General features: G+C 64.1%; 19 protein-coding genes, 2 tRNA genes and 1 pseudogene. 7 read left to right on the top strand and 15 right to left on the bottom strand.

Going from position 1 to position 21,129, the window contains the following annotated elements; genetic code table 11:
• Nucleotides 1–12: 12 nt before the first annotated feature.
• Genes IFT82_RS11645 through IFT82_RS11630 form a run of 4 tightly spaced genes read left to right on the top strand, consistent with a single transcriptional unit; the run spans nt 13 to nt 4,103 of the window.
• Entirely contained in the window at nt 13–1,002 is a 990-nt protein-coding gene (locus IFT82_RS11645; protein ID WP_192126882.1) for an AAA family ATPase, read from the top strand.
• 10 nt (nt 1,003–1,012) lie between these two features.
• Nucleotides 1,013–2,566 carry a methionine--tRNA ligase gene (gene metG / locus IFT82_RS11640; RefSeq protein ID WP_192126880.1) on the top strand — a complete coding sequence of 518 codons (1,554 nt, stop codon included), beginning with the start codon at nt 1,013–1,015 and terminating at the stop codon, nt 2,564–2,566.
• The gene (locus IFT82_RS20920; protein WP_192126866.1) at nt 2,566–3,342 is read left to right on the top strand and encodes a TatD family hydrolase; all 777 of its coding nucleotides are present in this window, start codon (nt 2,566–2,568) and stop codon (nt 3,340–3,342) included. Before metG ends, IFT82_RS20920 begins: the two co-directional genes overlap by 1 nt.
• Nucleotides 3,339–4,103, top strand: a complete 765-nt coding sequence (locus IFT82_RS11630; RefSeq protein WP_192126864.1) for an MBL fold metallo-hydrolase — start codon at nt 3,339–3,341, stop codon at nt 4,101–4,103. Before IFT82_RS20920 ends, IFT82_RS11630 begins: the two co-directional genes overlap by 4 nt.
• 238 nt (nt 4,104–4,341) lie before the next feature.
• On the opposite strand, the gene IFT82_RS11625 is transcribed toward IFT82_RS11630, so the two are convergent.
• The 6 genes from IFT82_RS11625 to aroA form a co-directional block, all read right to left on the bottom strand.
• Nucleotides 4,342–4,425 (bottom strand) — tRNA-Leu (locus IFT82_RS11625).
• Nucleotides 4,426–4,477: 52 nt separating this feature from the next.
• Nucleotides 4,478–4,756, bottom strand: coding sequence for an integration host factor subunit beta (locus tag IFT82_RS11620; RefSeq protein WP_192126862.1), 279 nt, complete (start codon nt 4,754–4,756; stop codon nt 4,478–4,480).
• Between the two features lie 143 nt (nt 4,757–4,899).
• The gene (gene rpsA / locus IFT82_RS11615; RefSeq protein ID WP_192127049.1) at nt 4,900–6,615 is read right to left on the bottom strand and encodes a 30S ribosomal protein S1; all 1,716 of its coding nucleotides are present in this window, start codon (nt 6,613–6,615) and stop codon (nt 4,900–4,902) included.
• 296 nt (nt 6,616–6,911) lie between these two features.
• The gene (locus IFT82_RS20915; protein ID WP_244646702.1) at nt 6,912–7,574 is read right to left on the bottom strand and encodes a PEPxxWA-CTERM sorting domain-containing protein; all 663 of its coding nucleotides are present in this window, start codon (nt 7,572–7,574) and stop codon (nt 6,912–6,914) included.
• Between the two features lie 281 nt (nt 7,575–7,855).
• A complete protein-coding gene (gene cmk, locus IFT82_RS11605; protein ID WP_192126860.1) occupies nt 7,856–8,494 on the bottom strand; it encodes a (d)CMP kinase in 639 nt (212 codons plus the stop codon).
• Nucleotides 8,491–9,834, bottom strand: a complete 1,344-nt coding sequence (aroA, locus tag IFT82_RS11600; protein WP_192126858.1) for a 3-phosphoshikimate 1-carboxyvinyltransferase — start codon at nt 9,832–9,834, stop codon at nt 8,491–8,493. The genes cmk and aroA overlap by 4 nt, the downstream gene beginning before the upstream one ends.
• Before the next feature lie 107 nt (nt 9,835–9,941).
• Here aroA and IFT82_RS11595 point away from each other — a divergent pair, with 107 nt between their 5' ends.
• Together IFT82_RS11595 and IFT82_RS11590 are read left to right on the top strand one after the other, a co-directional pair.
• Nucleotides 9,942–10,265, top strand: a complete 324-nt coding sequence (locus IFT82_RS11595) for a TIGR02300 family protein (protein ID WP_192126856.1) — start codon at nt 9,942–9,944, stop codon at nt 10,263–10,265.
• A gap of 91 nt (nt 10,266–10,356) precedes the next feature.
• A tRNA-Ala gene (locus tag IFT82_RS11590) sits at nt 10,357–10,432 on the top strand.
• Nucleotides 10,433–10,615: 183 nt separating this feature from the next.
• On the opposite strand, the gene IFT82_RS11585 is transcribed toward IFT82_RS11590, so the two are convergent.
• Complete coding sequence (locus IFT82_RS11585) at nt 10,616–10,801, bottom strand: hypothetical protein (protein WP_192127079.1); 186 nt, start codon at nt 10,799–10,801, stop codon at nt 10,616–10,618.
• Nucleotides 10,802–10,869: 68 nt separating this feature from the next.
• The gene (locus IFT82_RS11580) at nt 10,870–11,082 is read right to left on the bottom strand and encodes a cold-shock protein (RefSeq protein WP_192126854.1); all 213 of its coding nucleotides are present in this window, start codon (nt 11,080–11,082) and stop codon (nt 10,870–10,872) included.
• A 278-nt stretch (nt 11,083–11,360) separates the two neighbouring features.
• On the opposite strand from IFT82_RS11580, the gene mazG reads away from it, so the two are divergent.
• Nucleotides 11,361–12,074 (top strand): nucleoside triphosphate pyrophosphohydrolase, encoded by a 714-nt coding sequence (gene mazG / locus IFT82_RS11575; RefSeq protein ID WP_244646701.1) that lies wholly within the window; start codon nt 11,361–11,363, stop codon nt 12,072–12,074.
• Here mazG and hflX read toward each other — a convergent pair.
• The 7 genes and pseudogenes from hflX to dusB form a co-directional block, all read right to left on the bottom strand.
• Nucleotides 12,055–13,347 (bottom strand): GTPase HflX, encoded by a 1,293-nt coding sequence (gene hflX / locus IFT82_RS11570; RefSeq protein ID WP_192126851.1) that lies wholly within the window; start codon nt 13,345–13,347, stop codon nt 12,055–12,057. The two genes, mazG and hflX, sit on opposite strands and share 20 nt — an antisense overlap.
• Nucleotides 13,344–13,901, bottom strand: a pseudogene (gene hfq / locus IFT82_RS11565) (RNA chaperone Hfq); the annotation flags it as partial. The gene hflX and the pseudogene hfq, both read right to left, overlap by 4 nt.
• A 57-nt stretch (nt 13,902–13,958) precedes the next feature.
• The gene (gene ntrX, locus IFT82_RS11560) at nt 13,959–15,332 is read right to left on the bottom strand and encodes a nitrogen assimilation response regulator NtrX (protein ID WP_192126847.1); all 1,374 of its coding nucleotides are present in this window, start codon (nt 15,330–15,332) and stop codon (nt 13,959–13,961) included.
• A gap of 4 nt (nt 15,333–15,336) precedes the next feature.
• Nucleotides 15,337–17,586, bottom strand: a complete 2,250-nt coding sequence (locus IFT82_RS11555; protein WP_192126845.1) for a sensor histidine kinase — start codon at nt 17,584–17,586, stop codon at nt 15,337–15,339.
• Nucleotides 17,587–17,640: 54 nt separating this feature from the next.
• Nucleotides 17,641–19,059 (bottom strand): nitrogen regulation protein NR(I), encoded by a 1,419-nt coding sequence (gene ntrC / locus IFT82_RS11550; protein WP_192126843.1) that lies wholly within the window; start codon nt 19,057–19,059, stop codon nt 17,641–17,643.
• Nucleotides 19,056–20,096 (bottom strand): two-component system sensor histidine kinase NtrB, encoded by a 1,041-nt coding sequence (locus tag IFT82_RS11545; RefSeq protein ID WP_199860462.1) that lies wholly within the window; start codon nt 20,094–20,096, stop codon nt 19,056–19,058. The genes ntrC and IFT82_RS11545 overlap by 4 nt, the downstream gene beginning before the upstream one ends.
• Nucleotides 20,093–21,091 carry a tRNA dihydrouridine synthase DusB gene (gene dusB, locus IFT82_RS11540; RefSeq protein WP_192126841.1) on the bottom strand — a complete coding sequence of 333 codons (999 nt, stop codon included), beginning with the start codon at nt 21,089–21,091 and terminating at the stop codon, nt 20,093–20,095. The genes IFT82_RS11545 and dusB overlap by 4 nt, the downstream gene beginning before the upstream one ends.
• Nucleotides 21,092–21,129: the final 38 nt, after the last annotated feature.

Genomic DNA, 21,129 nt, shown 5'->3' with positions numbered 1-21,129 from the left:
CGGAGAAGGGGTGTGACGGTTCCGATTGGCAATGCCGCTGCCCATGCCGCCTTTCTTGCGGCGCTGGACAGTGGCTCGCTCCATCATGCCTGGCTGATGGTGGGGCCGGAAGGGGTCGGCAAGGCGTTGTTTGCCAAGGCCGCCGCCCGGCGGATGCTGGCGGCAGCAGTCGATCCGATGTTGCCGCCCGGGCTGGACGTGCCGGCCGGGCATCGCATCGCTTCGCTGCTCGATGCAGGCTCCCACCCCGATTTCCGCATGCTGGCGCGGCTGGCCAAGGATGCCGAAAAGCCGGATGGCGAGCTGGCCCGTTCGATCACCATCGCACAGGTTCGCACGCTCCAGCCGCTATTCGCCACGATGCCCGCGCTGAGCAAGCGGCGCGTCGTGGTGATCGATGCGATCGACGATCTGGAACGCAACGCCGCCAACGCCTTGCTCAAGAATTTGGAGGAGCCGCCGGCCGGCACGATCTTCCTGCTCGTCAGTCATGCCCCCGGCAAGCTGCTGCCGACGATCCGGTCGCGCTGTCGACTGCTCCGGTTCGAAGCGATGCGTGAGCCGGAGGTTGCGCAGGCATTGCGGGCGGCATTGCCCGATGCCGACGACGCGGAGATCGCGGTCTTAATGGCTGCGGCGGACGGAGCACCCGGGCGAGCATTGCGCTTTGCCGGGCTCGATCTAGGTGCGGTGGATCAGGCGATCGCTGCGATCGCGGGTGATGGCGACCGCGACAATGGCCGTCGCACGGCGCTGGCCCGGCAACTGATGGGAAAGGCGGCACAACCCCGATACGAGGCGTTTCTGGACCGGGTCCCCGGGTTCATCGCGCGGCAGGCGCGTATCCGTACCGGCCATGCCCTGCTCACCGCGCTGGATGCCCATGTCGCTGCCCGCGATCTGGCCGGCGCGGCACGCGGTCTGTCACTCGATCCGCAGGCCACGGTCATCGAGATGGCGGGGATCGTCGCAAGGCTTCACGACGGCACCGCGATGCATTAGGTGCGCGCGGATGGGCGAACCCTTCTACATCACCACCGCGATCAGCTATCCCAACGGTCGGCCGCACATCGGCCATGCCTATGAAGCGATCGCAGCCGACGCCATCGCGCGTTTCCAACGACAGGCGGGGCGTGACGTGCGCTTCCAGACCGGTACCGACGAACACGGACTGAAGATGGTCCAGACCGCGCGCAATCTGGGCCGCGAGGTACGCGACTATGCCGCAGAAATGTCGTCACATTTCAAGATGATGTGCGACACACTCAACATCAGTTACGATCAGTTCGTCCAGACCACGGCGCCGGACCATCACCGTGCCAGTCAGGCATTGTGGGAGCGCATGGCGGCCAGTGGCGACTTGTATCTCAGCCGCTACGAGGGCTGGTACTCGGTGCGCGACGAGGCGTTTTACGACGAGACGGAACTGGTCGACGGAACGGACGGCAAGCTGTCGCCGCAGGGTACCCCGGTGGAATGGACCGCCGAAGAGACGTGGTTTTTCCGCCTGTCGAAATATCAGCAGCCCCTGCTCGATTTCTACGCCGCCAATCCCGATTTCATCCGCCCCGACAGCCGCCGCAACGAGGTTGTCCGCTTTGTCGAGGGTGGCCTGAACGACCTGTCGGTGTCGCGGACCAGCTTCGACTGGGGGGTGCCGGTGCCCGGTAGCGATGGGCATGTCATGTACGTATGGGTCGATGCGTTGACCAATTACCTGTCGGGTCTGGGTTTCCCGCGGGAAACTTCTGACATGCGGTACTGGCCAGCCGACCTGCATCTGATCGGCAAGGATATCGTGCGCTTCCATGCCGTCTATTGGCCTGCTTTCCTGATGTCGGCGGATATTGCCCTGCCGAAGCAGGTGTTCGGCCATGGCTTCCTGCTCCACCGGGGCGAGAAGATGTCGAAATCGCTCGGCAACGTGGTCGATCCGGGCGAATTGGCAGGGGCGTTCGGCGTCGATGCGCTGCGGTATTTCCTGCTGCGCGAGGTGAGTTTCGGGCAGGACGGCAGCTATTCGGCCGACGCCATCGTGACGCGGATCAATGCCGAACTGGCGAACGCCTTCGGCAATCTGGCGCAGCGGACGCTGTCGTTCATCGCCAAGAATCTCGATGGCACGCTGCCGGCAGAGGGCCGGACCGACCCGGCCGACGCGATACTGGTCGAAGAAGTGCTGGTGGCTTGCGCCGCGATGAAGGCGGCGTTCGGCGATCTGGCGTTGAGCCATGGCATCGAGGCGTGGCTGCGCGGGGTCCATGCCTGCAACCAGTATATCGATGCGCAGGCGCCATGGGCCTTGCGAAAGGCCGATCCCGAACGGATGCATGCCGTTCTCGGTACGCTCGTCCGGGCGATCCGGATGCTGGCGATCGCGATCCTGCCGGTGGTACCGGAAGGGGCGGGGCGCATTCTCGACCTGCTGGGCGCCGAGACGCGGGACCATGCCGCGATCGACGACGATGACTGGTACGATCGGCAGGCGGCATCCGGCTTTCGGCTCGGTACGCCGACACCCGCTTTTCCACGCCTGGAAATGCCCGCCGTGGTGGAGGCGGGCTGATGCTTGCGGACAGCCACTGTCATCTGAATTACAAGGGCTTGGAGGAGGATCAGCCGGCCATACTGGCGCGCGCACGCGCACGCGGCGTCACCGCGATGCTCAACATCGCGACGCGGGAAAGCGAATGGGATGCGGTGATCGCAACAGCGGAGCGCGAGCCGGATGTGTGGGCGACGGTCGGCATCCATCCGCATGAAGCGGATCAGCACCCGCATGTCGACCGGGCCATGCTGGTGGATCGCGCCGCCCATCCCAAGGTAGTCGGGATCGGTGAATCCGGGCTGGATTATCATTACGACCACTCCGATCGCGATCGGCAGCGTGCGAGTTTCCGCGCCCATATTGCCGCGTGCCGTGACACTGGTCTGCCATTGATCGTCCATACCCGTGACGCCGAAGACGATACCGCGGCGATCCTGACGGAAGAGATGGGGAAGGGGGCCTATCCCGGCGTCATCCATTGTTTCACCGCCAGCAGGGCTTTCGCGGACAAGGCATTGGCACTTGGCCTGTACATCTCGATCTCCGGCATCGTGACGTTCCGAAATGCGACCGATCTTCAGGTGATCGCCCGCGATCTGCCGGCCGATCGGCTGCTGGTGGAGACGGACGCGCCTTTCCTGGCACCGGTGCCACACCGGGGGAAGACTGGGGAACCCGGCTTCGTCGCCGATACGCTTGCCTTTCTCGCGCAGTTGCGAGGCGAGGAGCCGACCGCGCTGGCGGCAACGACCGCGGCCAATTTCCACAGACTGTTCGGCAAGACCACCTCGTGAGGGTCCGGATCCTTGGGTCCGGCACCTCGTCCGGCGTGCCGCGGATCGGCAACGACTGGGGCGCCTGCGACCCCGCCGAACCACGTAACCGGCGTAGCCGAGCGTCGATCCTCGTCGAGGAAGGTGCGACGCGTCTGCTGATTGATACCGGTCCCGATATGCGGGAACAGCTGCTTGCCGCCGATGCTTCAAGGGTCGATGCGGTAATCTGGACGCACGATCATGCCGATCATTGTCATGGCATCGATGATCTGCGGCAATTGTTTCACGCGATGCGGGCACCTGTTCGCGGACTGGCGCGAGCATCGACGATGCAGACACTGGAGTCACGCTTCGCCTACGCCTTTCAGGGGCGACCTGGGTATCCGCCGACGATCACGGCCGAGACGCTACCGGATAGCCTGTCGATCGGCGGGATCGAGCTGGACGTCACCGACCAGCCGCATGGCAATATCTTCAGTGCGGGCCTCCGGTTCACCGCGTCGGGCAAAACCATCGGTTACGCGACCGATTTTCACGACATGACGCCGGCGATGCGGGATCTGTATTCCGGGCTCGACCTGTGGGTCGTCGATGCGCTGCGTTATGCGCCGCATCCGGCCCATGCCACCGTCACGGCCGTACTGGGCTGGGTAGAGGAACTCCAGCCGCGCCGGACGATACTGATCCATATGGACCAGAGCATGGATTACGTGACGCTATGCCGATCGCTGCCCAAGGGAGTCGAACCCGGATACGACGGGATGGTGGTGGAGTTGTGAGCGACGGACCGGCGCTGCTGTTTTATGCGCTGTTACTGATTCTACCGATCACGGCGCTGATAGCACGACGGGTACCTGCAACCACGCTCATCAAGTCGGCCTTGGCTTGGGTCATCATATTCGGCTTGGGGATGCTCGCTATCCATGTCGTTCGATAACCCAATTTAACATAATATATATTATCGAATAAATGGGCTGACGGAGTTGGGAGGGTAATCTCCCTCCCTTCGTTACCTAGTGGTGCGGACGGCGGGACTCGAACCCGCACTCCATAAGGAAACCGATTTTAAGTCGGTAGCGTCTACCATTCCGCCACGTCCGCCGCGCATCAACCCGAAAGCGTGGCCGCAGCCCAGCGTCAAGCCAGAACGACGTCAGACGTTGAGCCGAGCACGCATTTCCTTGCCGGGCTTGAAATAGGGAACGCGCTTGGCGGAAACATCGACGGTTTCGCCGGTGCGGGGATTGCGTCCGACACGGGCCTCGCGCGGCCGGGTCGAGAAAGCCCCGAACCCGCGAATCTCCACCCTGCCCCCTTCAGCCAGGCGCATGGTGATCGTATCGAAGAAGGTGGAAACGATTGTTTCGACTTCCCGCGGACTTAGCGTCCGGTGGTCTTCCAGCAGCGACTGCACGAGTTCTGAACGAATCAAAATCGACCCCCCGGTCTGAATGTGACCAGGTTGATACAGATTAACATGTGTTTCGAACAGATCATTCGGTAAAAATTATACCGGTGCGGACATAAAAAAGGGGCCGGGAATGAACCCGGCCCCTCGCATAGGAGTGCTGACGCTTACTTCTTTTCGTTCTGGGCCTTCAGCGCGGCACCCAGGATGTCGCCGAGCGATGCGCCCGAGTCGGACGAGCCATACTGCGCCACGGCCTGCTTCTCTTCGGCGATCTGCATCGCCTTGACCGAGAAGGTCGGCTTCTTGGAACGGTCGAAGCCCGTCACCATCGCATCGAACTTCTGCCCGACCTGGAAACGCTCCGGACGCTGCTCATCGCGATCACGGCCGAGATCGGTACGCTTGATGAAGCCTGCCGCGCCATCGTCGCCCGCCTGCACTTCGAGGCCCGCATCGCGAACTTCGAGGACGGTGACGGTGACGACCTGGCTCTTGCCCAGACGATCACCCGCGGCCGCAACGCCACCGGCCGACGGGCCACCGCGCTCGAGCTGCTTCATGCCGAGCGAGATACGCTCCTTTTCGGCATCGATGTCGAGAACGATGGCCTGCACGGTCTCGCCCTTGCGGTGCAGGTTGAGGGCATCCTCACCCGACACGCCCCAAGCGATATCCGACATGTGGACCATGCCGTCGACGTCGTTGTCCAGGCCGATGAACAGGCCGAACTCGGTGGCGTTCTTGACTTCGCCCTCGACGGTCGAGCCGATCGGATGGGCGGCGGCGAATGCCTCCCAAGGGTTGGCCTGTGCCTGCTTCAGGCCCAGCGAGATGCGCCGCTTGTCCTGATCGACTTCCAGCACGACGACATCGACTTCCTGCGAGGTCGAGACGATCTTGCCCGGATGGACGTTCTTCTTGGTCCAGGACATTTCCGAAACGTGGACAAGGCCTTCGATACCGGCTTCCAGTTCGACGAACGCACCATATTCGGTGATGTTCGTGACCCGGCCCGACAGCTTGGCGCCGACCGGATACTTGGCGCTGGCGCCATCCCACGGATCGGACTCGAGCTGCTTCATGCCCAGCGAGATACGCTGCGTGTCCTTGTTGATGCGGATGATCTGCACCTTCACCGTATCGCCGATGTTGATCATCTCGGACGGGTGGTTGACGCGCTTGTAGCTCAGGTCGGTGACGTGCAGCAGGCCATCGATGCCACCCAGGTCGACGAACGCGCCGTAATCGGTGATGTTCTTGACAACGCCGTCGATGATCTGGCCCTCGGCCAGGCTCTGGATCAGGCCCGAACGCTGCTCGGCGCGGGTTTCTTCCAGTACGGCGCGGCGCGATACGACGATGTTGCCGCGCTTGCGGTCCATCTTCAGGATCTGGAACGGCTGGGGAATGTCCATCAGCGGCGTGACGTCGCGAACCGGGCGGATATCGACCTGCGAGCCCGGCAGGAACGCGACGGCGCCCGACAGATCGACGGTGAAGCCGCCCTTGACGCGACCGAAGATCGTGCCTTCGACACGGGCCGACTTGGAGAATTCGAGTTCGAGCTTGTCCCATGCAGCTTCGCGACGGGCACGGTCGCGGCTGAGCATCGCTTCGCCGTGCATGTTCTCGACGCGGTCGACATAGACCTCGACTTCGTCACCGACCTTCAACTCGGCCTTCTGGCCGGGGGCGGGCGCGAATTCGCGCAAGGGTACACGACCCTCGGACTTCAGGCCGACGTCGATGACGGCCATGTCGTTTTCGATTGCGGTAACGGTGCCATGCACCACGCGCCCCTCGAAGCTGTCGGCGCCGCCGAACATGTCATCGAGCATCGCCGCGAAATCGTCGCGGGTGGGCTGAACCTGGGTAGCCATAAAGAGCAGTATTCCTCGGTCGTTGTTTCCGGCCAATCGGTTGGGTCCGATGGTCTTGGCCAAAACGCCGCGTCGACCCCGTGCCGGTCGCGGCATCCTTCGGAAAGGCGGGTGGAGAGTCAAGACGCGTATGCGAAAAGGGCGCGTGGAGGATTACCCTCCCGCGCCGGACCTCCACGGGCGCCTGCCCATCGGATGGTTCATCATAGCAACAAAGCCGGCACGCCGCAATCGGGCGCACCGGCTTCGTCAGAAGACCGGCGTCAATCACCGGCCGATCGCTATTGTTGGTATTGTCAGGCGATGACGGCGGTCGTCTTGCGACGGCGATAGCGGGCGGCGGCGCCGACCATCGCGAATCCGACGAGCATCATCGCCCACGTCGCCGGCTCCGGCACCGGGGAGACGACGCTCGTCCCGCCGACGGTACGGACCGTGAGGCCCGCCAGCTTGAACGCATCGTTCCGCCAGTCGGGGCCGTCGATCGACGCGCCGATGAGCCACGTGTTGCCGGACGCGGTACCGAGGTTCAGCTTCTGATAGGCGGTGCCATCGGAATTGGTGTTCATGCTGCCGGAAAGCTGACCGAACACCGTTTGCTGATTGTAGCTGTTCAGACCCAGATTGCTGTTCCAGCTGACCGGGCTGTTGCCCCACCCTATGAAGGCGTCGTTATCGATATAACCGCGGCCGATCGTATCGCCGCGCCAGTTCAGCTGCAGGGTACCGTCGGGGTTCGTTGCAGCCAGCTGGTAGGAATTGAACACGCCGGACGTCAGCGTTACCGCCTTGCTGAACTGGAACGACAGAAATTCCCAGCCATTGACGTTATCCACCTGGTGCAGCGCGCCGCGATCTGGTTCACCCTGCTGAAAGATGCCGAGACCATTCGGGTCCCAGGATGCGACCGCGCCCTGCTTGATCGTATTGTCGAACTGACGCGACCAGCCGCTGACCATGACGTCGAGCGTTTCGTTACCGACCGTCGCCTGATATTTAAAGGCGTTGCCCCATGCGACGGCTGGCGTGCCGATGCCGTCATTACGCAGATCGAACGTGAATTCGGTCGCGCTAGCCGGTGCGGCTGACAGCAAGGTGCCAGTGGCGATTGCAATGCAAATAAGCTTGTTCAAGGATCGAACCCTCATGATGATGAGGGGCTATTCCCGATATTCGCGTTCACGATCAACAAGCTGGTCGGGACCAACAATCCCATAGCGATACAAATTATGGTTAAAGTTCAGCCGGTAACGAACTTTTGCCCAGTTTGTTCTGTCACGATCTCGATCGCTCGTTGGATAGACGCTTCGATCGACAGGAAACTCGTATCGAGCGTAGCCGCATCCACCGCCTGCACCAGTGGTGCCGAGGCGCGACCGGAATCACGCAGATCACGCGCGCGGATGTCGGCCAGTACCTTGTCGAAGCTGAGCACCGATCCGTTTGCCTGAAGCTCGGCATGGCGGCGTCGGGCGCGAATTTGGGGCGTCGCGCGAACGAACAGCTTGGCATCGGCATCGGGCGCGATCACCGTGCCGATGTCACGACCGTCCAGCACCGCACCACCCGGCTGCGCCGCGAAGCGCCTCTGCCGTTGCAGCAGCGATGCCCGGACCAATGGATGGGCCGACACGATCGAGGCCATTTGCCCGGTCTCGTCGTCGCGCAGGGTCGGATCGGCCAGCAATTCCTCGTCGAAATCGCACGCGGCCACCGCATCGGCCTCGATCGTCGGGTCCAGTGCCATGTGCCGCACGGTCGCCGCCACGGCGCGGTAGAGCAGCCCCGTGTCCATGTTCGGCAAACCATAATGCCGCGCCAGCGCACGTGCGATCGTTCCTTTCCCGCTTGCGGCGGGACCATCGACGGCAATGATCACGCATCCGCTCCGGTTATGCCGGTCAATCGATCGAGCGATGTGAAGAACCGTGGATAGCTGGTCGCGACCGGGGCCGCATCATCGATCGTGACGGGACGGGCGGCGTGCAGGCCGGCCACGACCATGCTCATCGCAATACGATGATCCAGCCTGGAGGCGATCGTCGCGCCGCCCGGTATCGCGTCGCCGCCGGACCCGTCGATCGACAGTCCGTCTTCATGTTCCGTCACCGCGACACCGCACGCGGACAGCGCTGCGGCCATCGTCGCGATACGATCCGATTCCTTGACCCGCAGTTCGTGAGCGCCGCATGCGATCGTCCGGCCCGATGCAAACGCAGCCGCTACGAAAAGCACTGGATATTCGTCGATCATGCTCGGCGCCAGATCGGGTGGGACCTCGATCGCGGTCAGGGGCGCATGCCGGACGCGAAGATCGGCCACCGGTTCGCCGCCGACGGTGCGGGCATCCAGTTCGACGATGTCGGCACCCATCATCCGCAACGCCGCGATCAGTCCGACCCGCGTCGAATTGAGGCCGACGTTGCGCACGATCATGTCCGATCCCGGCACGATCGACGCCGCCACCAGCCAGAAGGCAGCGGATGATGGGTCACCGGGCACGGTGATCGTCTGCGGCTTCAGTTCCGCCTCGCCATGGATGCTGATGATCCGGCCGGCCGGTGACGGTTCGACCGTCAGTGCCGCCCCGAAGCCCGACAGCATCCGTTCCGAATGATCGCGCGTTGCGACCGGCTCGATCACCCGGGTGATACCCGGCGTGTTGAGTCCCGCCAGCAGGATCGCGGACTTCACCTGCGCGGACGCGACCGGCAGCGTATACTCGATGGGAACAGCCGGGACGAGGCCGCGTACCATCAGCGGCAATCGGCCACCCGGCGACGCGGTGATAACAGCCCCCATCCGTTCCAGCGGTTCGATCACCCGCCCCATCGGCCGCCCAGAAAGGGACGCGTCGCCGATGAAGGTCGCGGTGATCGGGTGACTGGCGACGAGGCCCATCAGCAAACGGGTGGATGTGCCCGAATTGCCCATGTCGAGCGCGGTGGCGGGTTGCAGCAGGCCACCCACCCCTACCCCGTCAACCTGCCAGCTGCCGCCCGCCTGCCGTTCGATCCGTGCGCCCATCGCGCGCATCGCCGCCGCCGTGGCCAGCACGTCCTCCCCTTCCAGCAGGCCGTCGATCCGACTGGTGCCGATCGCCAGGGCGGACAGCATCAGCGAGCGATGGCTGATCGATTTATCGCCAGGCACCGTGATCGTGCCGGTCAGCGGGCCACGGGCGTCGACCCGATACGGTTGGGAAGGAGGATGGGACATGGGAGGCGCGCTTTGACACCGCCCCCCCGCTATGGCAAGGCGCGGCCACGTCACGGACGAGGGGCCACCTTCGGCCGCGTCTACCAATTCCGAAAGGCACGAACGGCATGATTAAGCCGGAATGGGGCACGAAGCGTACGTGTCCGAAATGCGCAACGCGCTTCTACGATCTCGCCAAGGACGATCCCGTCACCTGCATCAATTGCGGGTATGCGTGGGAGCCCGAACCGATCCTGAAATCCAAGCAGCCCCTGCCCTTCGAGCAGGCCAAGCCCGATCAGGCCAAGCCCGATGCGGACCTGGAAGGCGATGACGAGGATATCGAGGCGATCACCGGCGAGGACGAGGAACCCTCGGCCGACGACGAGGTCGATCTGGGCGGTGACGACGATCTCGGCGTGGAAGCGCCGACCGAAGACGACGATCATTGATCTGAAGAAATAAAAAAGCTGGCAAGCGGTGGAAACGCCGCTTGCCAAGCACTCGGAGGCCCGCTAGTTGGGCCGCCTTCCCGAGACGGATGGGGCCGTAGCTCAGCTGGGAGAGCGCTGCAATGGCATTGCAGAGGTCAGGGGTTCGATCCCCCTCGGCTCCACCATTCGGGAAATATTCGCATTCGTAGCGAACAGAATATACGCGTTCCGCCAGCCGAACGCGAGATGTAGCAAGATCGTAACGATCTAGCATGACGTCATAACAAACTTTGAACCGACACAACGCGCCTGCCCGCCCGGCAAACTGAATTGCCGGACAGCGGGTATTCGGCGTGTGGATTGTTCGCCTAGACGACGACTCGGGCGGCTTCGCGACTTTCGCGGAGAGCAACGGTACGTTCGGCGCGGTCGGCCATTTCACCCCAAGCCTTGGCGGAGCGTTCTGCGCGATCGCGAACGTTGCTCAGCGTCGCAGTGGCGGCGTTGGCGAGTTCCTGCTCGGCGCGGGCACGGAAGATGGCGGCTTCGGACAAGGGCAACTCCTAGACGATAGAGACGATACGAAAACGGCGGCTCCGTCAGGAGCCGCCGCAACGTCGAATCAATCGGCGGGCTGCAGATTGACCGCGGCCATCTTGCCGCGGCGATCCTCTTCCAGCTCGTAACCGACCCGCTGGTTCTGGTTCAGCGTGATCATGCCGGCGCGCTCGACGGCCGAGATGTGGACGAAGGCGTCGGTGCCGCCATTGTCCGGTGCGATGAAGCCATAGCCCTTGTCGGCGTTGAAGAACTTGACGGTGCCGGTCTGGCTCATGGTGACTTCCTTCTTGTCGGCCCGCATCCGACTGCCGGACGCGGGGTCGCGTGGGAGGCAGGGAAAGAAGGAAGAAGGTGCCGCATGGCGCCGTAGACCGTCGATATGCGACTGTAGCATCACCCATATAGGCCAAGTGCCCCGGAATTGTAAGCCATCGTGGCCACGGACGATCTCGGGCCGCGCGGTTGCCATCGTCGATGATGTGCGGGCAAGACGATATCATGACTGATCCTATCGCCCCTGCCCGTCCGCCACTCGCCCGGCTGCTTGCAATCATGGCGCGGCTGCGCGATCCCTTGAGTGGCTGTGACTGGGACCTGGCCCAGCGTTGGGAGACGATCGCGCCCTATACGATCGAGGAAGCGTATGAAGTCGCGGACGCGATCGAGCACGGCGATCCAGACGCTGTTCGCGACGAACTGGGCGATCTGTTGTTCCAGGTGGTGTTCCAGAGCCGCATCGCGGAGGAGGCCGGCCTGTTCAGGTTCGACGATGTCGCAACGGCGATCGCCGACAAGATGGAGCGTCGGCATCCGCATATCTTTGCGACTGCAACCGAACGCCCCGATTGGGAGGCGATCAAGGCAGCGGAGCGAACTGAGAAAAAGGAAACGGCTGGTGCGCTGGCCGGTGTCGCGCTTGGCCTGCCCGCCCTGCAACGGGCGGACAAGCTTCAGAAGCGCGCCGCGCGCGTCGGGTTCGATTGGCCCGACACCACCGGTCCACGTGCGAAGATCGACGAGGAACTGATCGAAGTAGCCGAGGCAAACGAGGCGGAGCGCGCAGACGAGATCGGCGACCTGCTGTTCAGCGTCGTCAACTGGTCGCGCCATCTGGGTATCGACGCAGAAGCCGCGTTACGCCGCGCGAATGCCAAATTCGAGCGGCGCTTTGCGGCAATGGAACGTCAGGCCGGTGCCGACTTTGCCGGACTGGACCTGGCGGACAAGGAGGCGCGGTGGCAGGACGCTAAACGAAGCGTCGGATGAAGCGCCCGTAATCGCCCTCATCAAGGCGCACGTCATACACCTCGTCGTCACCATCCTGATGATGGCCGATCACCTCGCCATGGGCATGTAGCCATGCTGCGCCCGCCCCGTCGCCGGCGGGAAGCGCGATGGTGTACCGACGATGGCCCTGGGTCAGCCGGCCCGCAACGGAGGCGATAAGATCGTCGATCCCCTCCCCCGTCAGCGCCGAGATCAGTCTTACCCCGTCACGCCGTTCCGCCTCGCTCAGCATCGCCTCACGATGCTCGTCTTCGAGGAGGTCGAGCTTGTTCCACACCTCGAACCGGGGTGTCGCCTCCGACACACCAATCTCAGCCAGCACCGTCTCGACGTCGGCGCGCTGCGCCTCGGTATCGGGATGGGCGATATCGCGAACGTGGATCAGCAGGTCCGCCGATACTACCTCCTCCAGCGTCGCCTTGAACGCAGCGACCAGCTGGGTCGGAAGATCGGACACGAAACCGACCGTGTCGGACAGGATCGCCTTGTCCAGCCCCGGCAGCGAAATCTGCCGCAGCGTCGGGTCCAACGTCGCGAACAACAGGTCTTCGGCCATCACGGTCGCGCCGGTCAGCCGGTTGAACAGCGTCGATTTACCGGCATTGGTATAACCGACCAGTGCGATCACGGGCCATGGCGCTCGCTGGCGCCGCTCGCGATGGAGCCCGCGGGTACGTGACACCTGTTCCAGTTCGCGGCGCAACCGTGCCATGCGATCGCGGATCAGCCGGCGATCCGCCTCGATCTGGGTTTCGCCGGGACCACCGAGAAAGCCGAAGCCGCCGCGCTGACGCTCGAGATGGGTCCAGCTGCGCACCAGCCGCCCCGCCTGGTAGTCGAGATGCGCCAGTTCGACCTGCAACCGCCCTTCGGCCGTCGCCGCGCGTTCCCCGAAGATTTCGAGGATCAAGCCGGTACGGTCGATCACCTTGGCTTCCAGTCCGGTTTCCAGATTGCGTTGCTGAATCGGCGACAGCGCGGCGTCGACGACGACCAGGGTCGCCTCCTCCATCCGTACCCGCGTCGCCAGTTCCTCCATCTGGCCGCTACCGATCAGCGTCGCCGCGCGCGGCTGGCGGACACGCAGGGCGACGCGGTCGACCACTTCCACGCCGATTGCCGCCGCTAGCCCGGCGCTCTCCTCCAGACGAGCGTCCGCGTCGCGGGACGAATCGCCCCGGTCCGGCAGCACAACGATCGCCCGTGCACCACGGGTGAATTCGTCACGATCGCGTTCGAATCCGGTACTCAATCTTCAATCGATCCTTGTTCCTCGGCCAAGTTCAATGGCCGGGCGGGCTGAATGGTGGAGACGGCATGCTTGTAGACGAGCTGCACCATGCCTTCGCGCTGCAACAACATGCAGAACAGGTCGAACCCCGCGATCTGCCCCTGCAACATCACACCGTTGATGAGGAACATCGTCACGCTGTCCTCAGATTTGCGGACGGCGTTTAGAAACAATTCCTGCAACAATGGCGTCTTGCGCTGCTGTTCGCCGACCGCATCGATCACCGCATTGGCATCGAACGCCCCACCCGGCATGATCGTCGAGATGGCGTGCTTGTAGATCAGCTGCGACTGACCATCGCGGCGTAACAATACGGAGAAATTATCGAACCAGGTCACGATACCCTGGAGTTTCACACCTTTGACCAGGAACATGGTCACCGGCGTCTTCGAGCGCCGCAGCGCGTTCAGGAATAGATCCTGCAAGGATGTCTGCTTTTCGGCCATTGCTACAGCCCTTTTATTGGCGGATGATAATCCACGATGCGCCGTTTCCCGACGTCGGAGCGCCGCCCGGCAAGGCGACCGTCATAATCTAGGGTGCCGTACCCCGAGCGTCCAGCCGTGCGACGATCATTCGTCGCGGGTTTCGGTAATCCCCAACAGCTTCAGCTTCCGGTGCAAGGCCGATCGCTCCATGCCGATGAAGCTGGCGGTGCGCGAGATATTGCCGGAAAACCGCCTGATCTGGACCCGTAGATAGTCGCGCTCGAAACTTTCGCGTGCCTCACGCAGCGGCGTTCCCATGATAGCGGTGGTACCGCGATCGCCGCCTGCCTCGCCGCCCAGCACTTCGGCGGGCAGGAGATCGAGTTCGATCCGCCCCACCCGGTCGCCCGGCGCCATGATGATCGTCCGCTCCACCACGTTGCGCAGCTGACGGACATTGCCCGGCCATTCGTAGCTTTGCAGCGCGACCATCGCATCGGGTGCGATCTCCGGTGTCGGCACGCGTCGCTCGCCGGCATAATAAGCGAGAAAGTGCTGGACCAACGGTGGAATATCCTCGCGCCGGTCGGCCAGTTTCGGGATCACCACCGGCACGACGTTGAGCCGGTAATACAGGTCTTCGCGGAACCGACCCGCCGCGATCTCCTCGGCCAGGTCACGGGAGGTGGCGGAGACCACGCGGACGTCGACCTTCACCACCCGCGATCCGCCGACGCGGCTGAAACTCTGGTCGGTCAGCACGCGCAGGATGCGCGCCTGCGTGGCCATCGGCATATCCGCGATCTCGTCGAGGAACAGCGTGCCGCCATGCGCCTGTTCGAGCAGCCCCGGGCGAACCAGATCGCCACCTTCCTCAACACCGAACAATTCCTCCTCGACGCGTTCGGGCGTCATGTTGGCGGCGCTGACGATGACGAACGGGGCGGCCGCGCGCGAACTCCAGCCGTGGAGCAGGCGTGCCGCCACCTCTTTGCCATTACCGGCCGCGCCGACGATCAGCACACGGCTGCCGGTGGCGGCGACGCGTTTCAGGGTGGCACGGACGCCGTTGATCGCCCCCGAACTGCCGGTCAGGTCGGCATCGCGCCCCGCCACCGCGCGCAAAGCGGCGACCTCACGCCGCAAACGCTCGGTCTCGGTCGCCCGTTCGACCATCAGCAACAGGCGTTCGGCTTCGAACGGCTTTTCGATGAAATCGACCGCGCCCTTGCGGATCGCGGCGACCGCAGTGTCGAGACTGCCATGGCCGGAGATGACGAGCACCGGAATCGATGGATCGCGCCGCTTGATCTCATCAAGCAGTTCCAGCCCGTCCAGCCGCGATCCCTGCAGCCACACATCGAGCAGCGCCAGTGAGGGGCGGCGGGTGGCGATCGCCTCCAGCGCGGCATCAGCATCGGCGGCACTGCGGGTTTCATAGCCCTCGTCTTCCAGCACTCCCGCAACGAGTTCGCGGATGTCCTGTTCGTCATCGACCACAAGAATATCGAGAGGCATCAGTTCATGTCCGATTCGATGTGAGTGCGGCGAGCTGGTCCTCTCCGACCGGCTCGCCCATGTCGTCGCCCTGCTCCAGCGTTTCCAGCCGGGCGGCGTCGAACGTCATCGTCACCACCGTGCCGCCGCCGGGCCGGTCGGTAAAGGCGATCGTCCCGCCATGTTCCTCTACGATCTTCTTGACGATCGCGAGACCAAGGCCGGTGCCGCGCGCCCGTGTCGTCATGTAAGGTTCGACAATGCGTTCGCGGGCGGCGGGCAGGCCGACGCCATTGTCGGTGACGACGATGCAGGTCTGCCCGGGTTCGGTGCCCGACGCCAGCGTCAGGGTGACGATCCCGTCTTCCCCCGTGCCACGTGCCTCGATCGCCTCCACAGCATTCTTGATGATATTGGTGAGCGCCTGCCCGATCTGGCGGCGATCGCACACCAGACTGGGGCCGGGATCGTCGCCGTGGATCGTAAAGCGGATCGAGGGGTGCGCCACTTCATGGAGGAACATCACCTGTCGCGCCGTGTCCGCCAGCGCCTCCCGCTGGAACACGGGCTTGGGCATCCGCGCGAACGAGGAGAACTCGTCGACCATTCGGCGCAGGTCGCCGACCTGACGGATGATCGTTTCGGTCAGCCGGACGAACGTGCCGTCGTCCGCCTGGATCTTGCTGCCGTAGCGACGCTGAAGCCGTTCCGCGGCAAGCTGGATCGGGGTCAGCGGGTTCTTGATCTCGTGCGCGATGCGGCGGGCGACATCGGCCCAGGCGGCACGGCGCTGATCCGACAATTGCTGCGTCACGTCGTCGAAGGTCAGGATCGGGCCGCGATCCGTGGTTGCGAGCCGCACCGCCAGCGTGCGCGCCTGCGTCCCCTCACCTACCTGCACCACCGCCTCGCGCTTGGCAGGTGTGACTAGGGCGTCCAGTTCGGCCGAGACGTCGGCCAGCCGGCGGCCGACCATGCCCTCGCCATCGACGCCCAGCAGCCGGATCGCCGAGGCGTTGGCGATGCTGATGACGCGATCCGGCCCGGTCGCGATCACCCCGGCCGATACTCCCGCCATCACCGCCTCGATCAGCGCGCGCCGGCTTTCGAGCTGGTCGTTGGCGGTGACCAGCGCGGTATTCTGTTCCTGCAACCGCTCGGTCATGCGGTTGAACGCGTTAGCCAACGTACCGACCTCGTCGCGTTCACGCGTATTCGCCACCCGCGCCGACAGATCGCCGCTCGCCACCCGTCGCGCAGCATCGACCAGTTCGCCGACCGGCCTCACCAGCCGGTCAGCCACCGCCAGCGCGATCCACACGGCCACCCCGACGATCAACAGCGAGATGATGAGCAACGCCGCGTTGAAGCGGATCTGGAGCGATCGCGCGCGAACCAGCAGGGCGCGATAGTCCGCCTGCGCAGCCATCGCACGCTTGGTCTGCGCGGTCATTTCTCCGGGGTTGCTGCTGACCCGTGCCGCGTAGAGGAAAAGGTCCTCAGACCCCGGCATCCGCGTGAATATCTGAATGCGATCGCCGGTGACGATAACCGGACTACGCTGCCCCCGTCGCAGCTTGGCGATCGACGCGGGGGTGATCTGGCTATCGAAATCGGTCGCGTACGGATTCACGATCGCCAGCGTCTGCACGTCACCGTTTGATGTGACCGTAAACAGCGCGCCTTCGGACAGGCTGCGATAATAGACCTGACGAGCGAAATATGCCTTGAACCCCGGGCTGTCGATCGGATCAGTCCTGAGCGTGAAGGCCAGATCGTCGGCCATCGTGAGGGTCGCATCCTCCCATCGCCCCAAAATCATGTTGTAGGATGCCATGGTCAGCTGCGTCGCGTTCTCGAACACGCCGCGCGCCCGGTCCGAATACCAGAACTGAACACCGTACTGGAACAGCAGCGAGGCAAAGATCGTGACGAGCAGCATCGGCACCGCCGCCACGACCGAAAACAACGCGACCAGCCGGACGTGTAACCGCCCCTCCCCTCCCACCGGCGACCGGGCGGCGCGACGCCGTGCCACGCGCCGGCCGAACAGCATGAGCAGGAGAATACCGGGCACCAGATTGGCGACCAGCAACAGCGCTACGAAAGGCGGGGCGATCAGCCGCTGCGGATCGTCCGCCCCGGCCAATAGCATGTAGCTGCCAGTGGCTACGCCAATCGCTACCACCAGCACCAATGCCTCGATCGCGGGCGTGACGGTGAAGCGCCTGACCGGGGCAGTATCGGATTGGAAGAGTGCCGGGGTGGCGGTCATTACCGCTCCCTCTACAACCTGTGCTGTTGCATTAAAACCACATAATCACATCGATCAGCCACGACCTGTCCCGATCCCGAGCAGATCGAGTCTTTTCTTCAATGTATTGCGATTGATACCCAGCGCGCGGGCCGCGCGCAGCTGGTTCTGACCGTGTCGGGCCAGCATCGCCTCGATCAGCGGACGCTCCACTTCTCCGATCACGCGATCGTACAGGGTGCCGTCGTCGATGGCCTCAGGCCGTTCGCGTGCGATACGATCGATCAGTGCATGAACGGCGGCAGCCATCTCGATATCCGGCGCGCTGACGGTTGCCCCGGCGGGCACACCCAGCATCGCCTCGACGACATCGACCGCGATCACCTCGTCACGCGTCAATGCGGCGAGCCGGCGCATCAGGTTTTCCAGTTCGCGGACGTTGCCTGGCCAGTGATAGGCTTCGAGCGCCGCCACCGTATCCGCGGCCAAGCGACGGCGCGGCAGCCCCTGATCGGCGGCCCGGCCCAGGAAATGCTGCGCCAGCAATGCCACGTCCTGTCGTCTTTCCCGCAATGCCGGCAGAGCGATCGGCACGACATTGAGCCGATAGAACAGGTCTTCCCGGAACAACCCCGCCGCCACCTGCGCGGTCAGATCGCGGTTGGTGGCCGCGACGATCCGGACATCGGCGCGGATGGTTCGCGTACCGCCGACGGTGGTGAACTCACCGGTCTGGAGAACGCGGAGCAGCCGGGTCTGCGCCTCGATCGGCATATCCCCGATCTCGTCGAGGAACAGGGTGCCGCCACCGGCCTGTTCGAACCGGCCGGCGGTGCGCGTCGCAGCGCCGGTGAAGGCCCCGCGCTCGTGCCCGAACAGTTCGGCCTCGATCAGGTCGCGGGGTATGGCGGCCATGTTGATCGCCACGAAGGGCGCCGCCCGGCGTTGCCCGAGATCGTGGATCGCACGGGCCACGAGTTCCTTGCCCGTGCCCGATTCGCCCGACACCAGCACGGTCAGGTCGTTCGACACCACCCGCGCGATCACGCGATATACATCCTGCATCGCCGACGAACGCCCGATCAGCGGCAGTGCCGTATCGTCCGCCGGTGCCTCTGCCTCGGTGACGCCGCCACCGCGCGCCAATGCCCCGGCGACCGCACGGACAAGTATGTCGAGATCGAACGGCTTGGGCAGATATTCATATGCACCGACATCCGCCGCGCGCACCGCCGTCGTCAGCGTGTTGCGCGCCGACAGGATGATGATCGGCAGATCGGGAAAGCGGCTCGTCACTTCACGCATCCGCTCGATCCCGTCACCGTCGGGCAGCACCACGTCGCTGATGAGAACGTCGGGCGTGCTGGTCGCGAGCAATTGATCGAGGCGCGTCAGGCTGTCGGCGGTAACGACGGCGTATCCGGCCCGGCGCAGCGCCTGCGCCACCACGGTGCGGATCGCGGCATCGTCGTCGCAGACGAGAATCGTGCTCATGTTCCCGCCCTTGGCAGCAGCAGCCGCAGAACGGTCGCCGCCGGCGTACCCTCGCGGCCATATTGAACGATGCCGTCCATATCGCGGACCAGCTTGTCGACGAGCGCCAGCCCCAGCCCCTGCCCCTCGGGACGACTGGAGACGAACGGATCGAACAGATGGTCGGCGATATCGGCCGGCGCGCCGGGGCCATTGTCGATCACGCAGATTTCGATCGGCAACGGCACCCGGGCATGCCCCTGTCCGGCGGATCGGGTGAAGCCGTGCCGATAGGCGGTGGTGATCGTGATGCACGGCGTACGTTCGTCCCGCACCGCCTCACACGCATTTTTCAGCAAGTTGATGACGATCTGGGTCAGCGCATCCCGGTTGATCCGCGCAGGGGGCAGCGAGGGATCATACCGCTCGTCGATGCGGACTCCGCGCGCGAACCCCGCCAGCGCCACGCCCCGGGCATGACCCAGAAGCGGATAGATGTTCTCGGCGGCGACCGGCAAGGGACGGGTATCGCCGAACTCCTGCATCCGGTCGATCAGGCCGGCAATCCGGTCCACCTCCGTGGTGATGAGCCGGGTCAGTTCGCCAGCACCCAGCAGTTGCGCCGCGCCGCGGATGCCCGACAGGGGATTGCGGATTTCGTGGGCCAGCATCGCGGCCGCCCCCACCGCGGCACGAGCAGCCGAGCGATCCGGCGCCTGTCCCAGTCGGCGCGAATTGGCGGCATGATGCAGCGTTACCGCCCGCCAACCGTCATGATCGGCAATCTTCGCCTCGACGAAATCGACCCGCATCCGCACCCCGCGCGCCGTAGCGATTTCGGTATCGTAGACCGCGAAACCATAACCGTCCCGCGCCTCCACCCCCTCTGGCGGCGGCAGGATCGCGACCAGCGGCTGCCCGGTCATCACCCGCTCCGACAGGTTGAGCATCTGTTCGGCCAGTGCGTTGGCATGGGCGATGCGGTCGTCGGGACCGATAACAAGCACCGCGACGGGCAACGCGGCAAACAGTTCGGCAAATCCTGGCCGCCGGTTCAAGCCGCCGCGCGCCGGAGATACGGCGCATAGAATTCCGCCAGCATCGCCTTTACGCGGTTGGCATCGGGAATCTGGTTCACGGCGTTGCGGAATTCTGCCGATCCGGTCAGCCCCTTGGTGTACCAGCCGATATGTTTACGGGCCATGTTCACACCCGTGACGTTCCCGTAATGCTCCAGCATTGCCTCGTAATGCTCGACGATCGTACGATATTGTTCGTCGAGATCGGGGTCGGGAACGCGGCGCCCCTCATCCAGCCACGTCATCACCTGACCGAGCAGCCATGGCCGGCCATACGCACCGCGACCGATCATCAGCCCGTCCGCCCCGGACTGGTCGAGCGCGGCATCGGCATCCTCGATCGAACAGATGTCGCCGTTAACGATCACCGGGATCGATACCGCCTGCTTGACCCCGGCGACGAAGCGCCAGTCCGCCTCCCCCTTGTACATCTGATTGCGAGTGCGCCCGTGCACCGTCACCATGCGAATACCCAGATCTTCCGCAATGCGCGCAAGGTCAGGGGCATTCAGGCTGTCATGACACCAGCCCATTCGCATCTTGAGCGTGACGGGCGCCTTCACCGCTTTCACGACCGCCTCGATCAGGGTCGCGGCCAGTTTCAGATCGCGCATCAGTGCCGATCCGGCGTCGCCGTTCGTCACCTTGCGGACCGGGCAGCCCATGTTGATGTCGATGATGGCGGCGCCACGTTCCTCTGCCAGCTTCGCCGCCTCGCCCATTTCATACGGCGTGCAGCCGACGAGCTGCATCGACACCGGCTCCTCCGACAGATGCCACGCCGCCTTCTGAATCGATTGCCGCGTCTCACGGATCGCGGCCTGACTGGCGATCATCTCGGTCACGTTGAGGCCGGAACCATAGCGACGGACGACGGTGCGGAACGGCATGTCCGTGACACCCGTCATCGGGGCGAGCACGACGGGGCAATCGATCCGGACGGGGCCGATCTGGATAGGAGCAAGCTTACGCATGAATGTGCCTGAAATTTAGGCATCTACTTACGCGGAAC

The sequence above is a fragment of the Sphingomonas sp. CFBP 8760 genome, assembly GCF_014841615.1.
Taxonomy (GTDB): domain Bacteria; phylum Pseudomonadota; class Alphaproteobacteria; order Sphingomonadales; family Sphingomonadaceae; genus Sphingomonas.
This window is presented reverse-complemented; position numbering and strand designations above follow the sequence as displayed.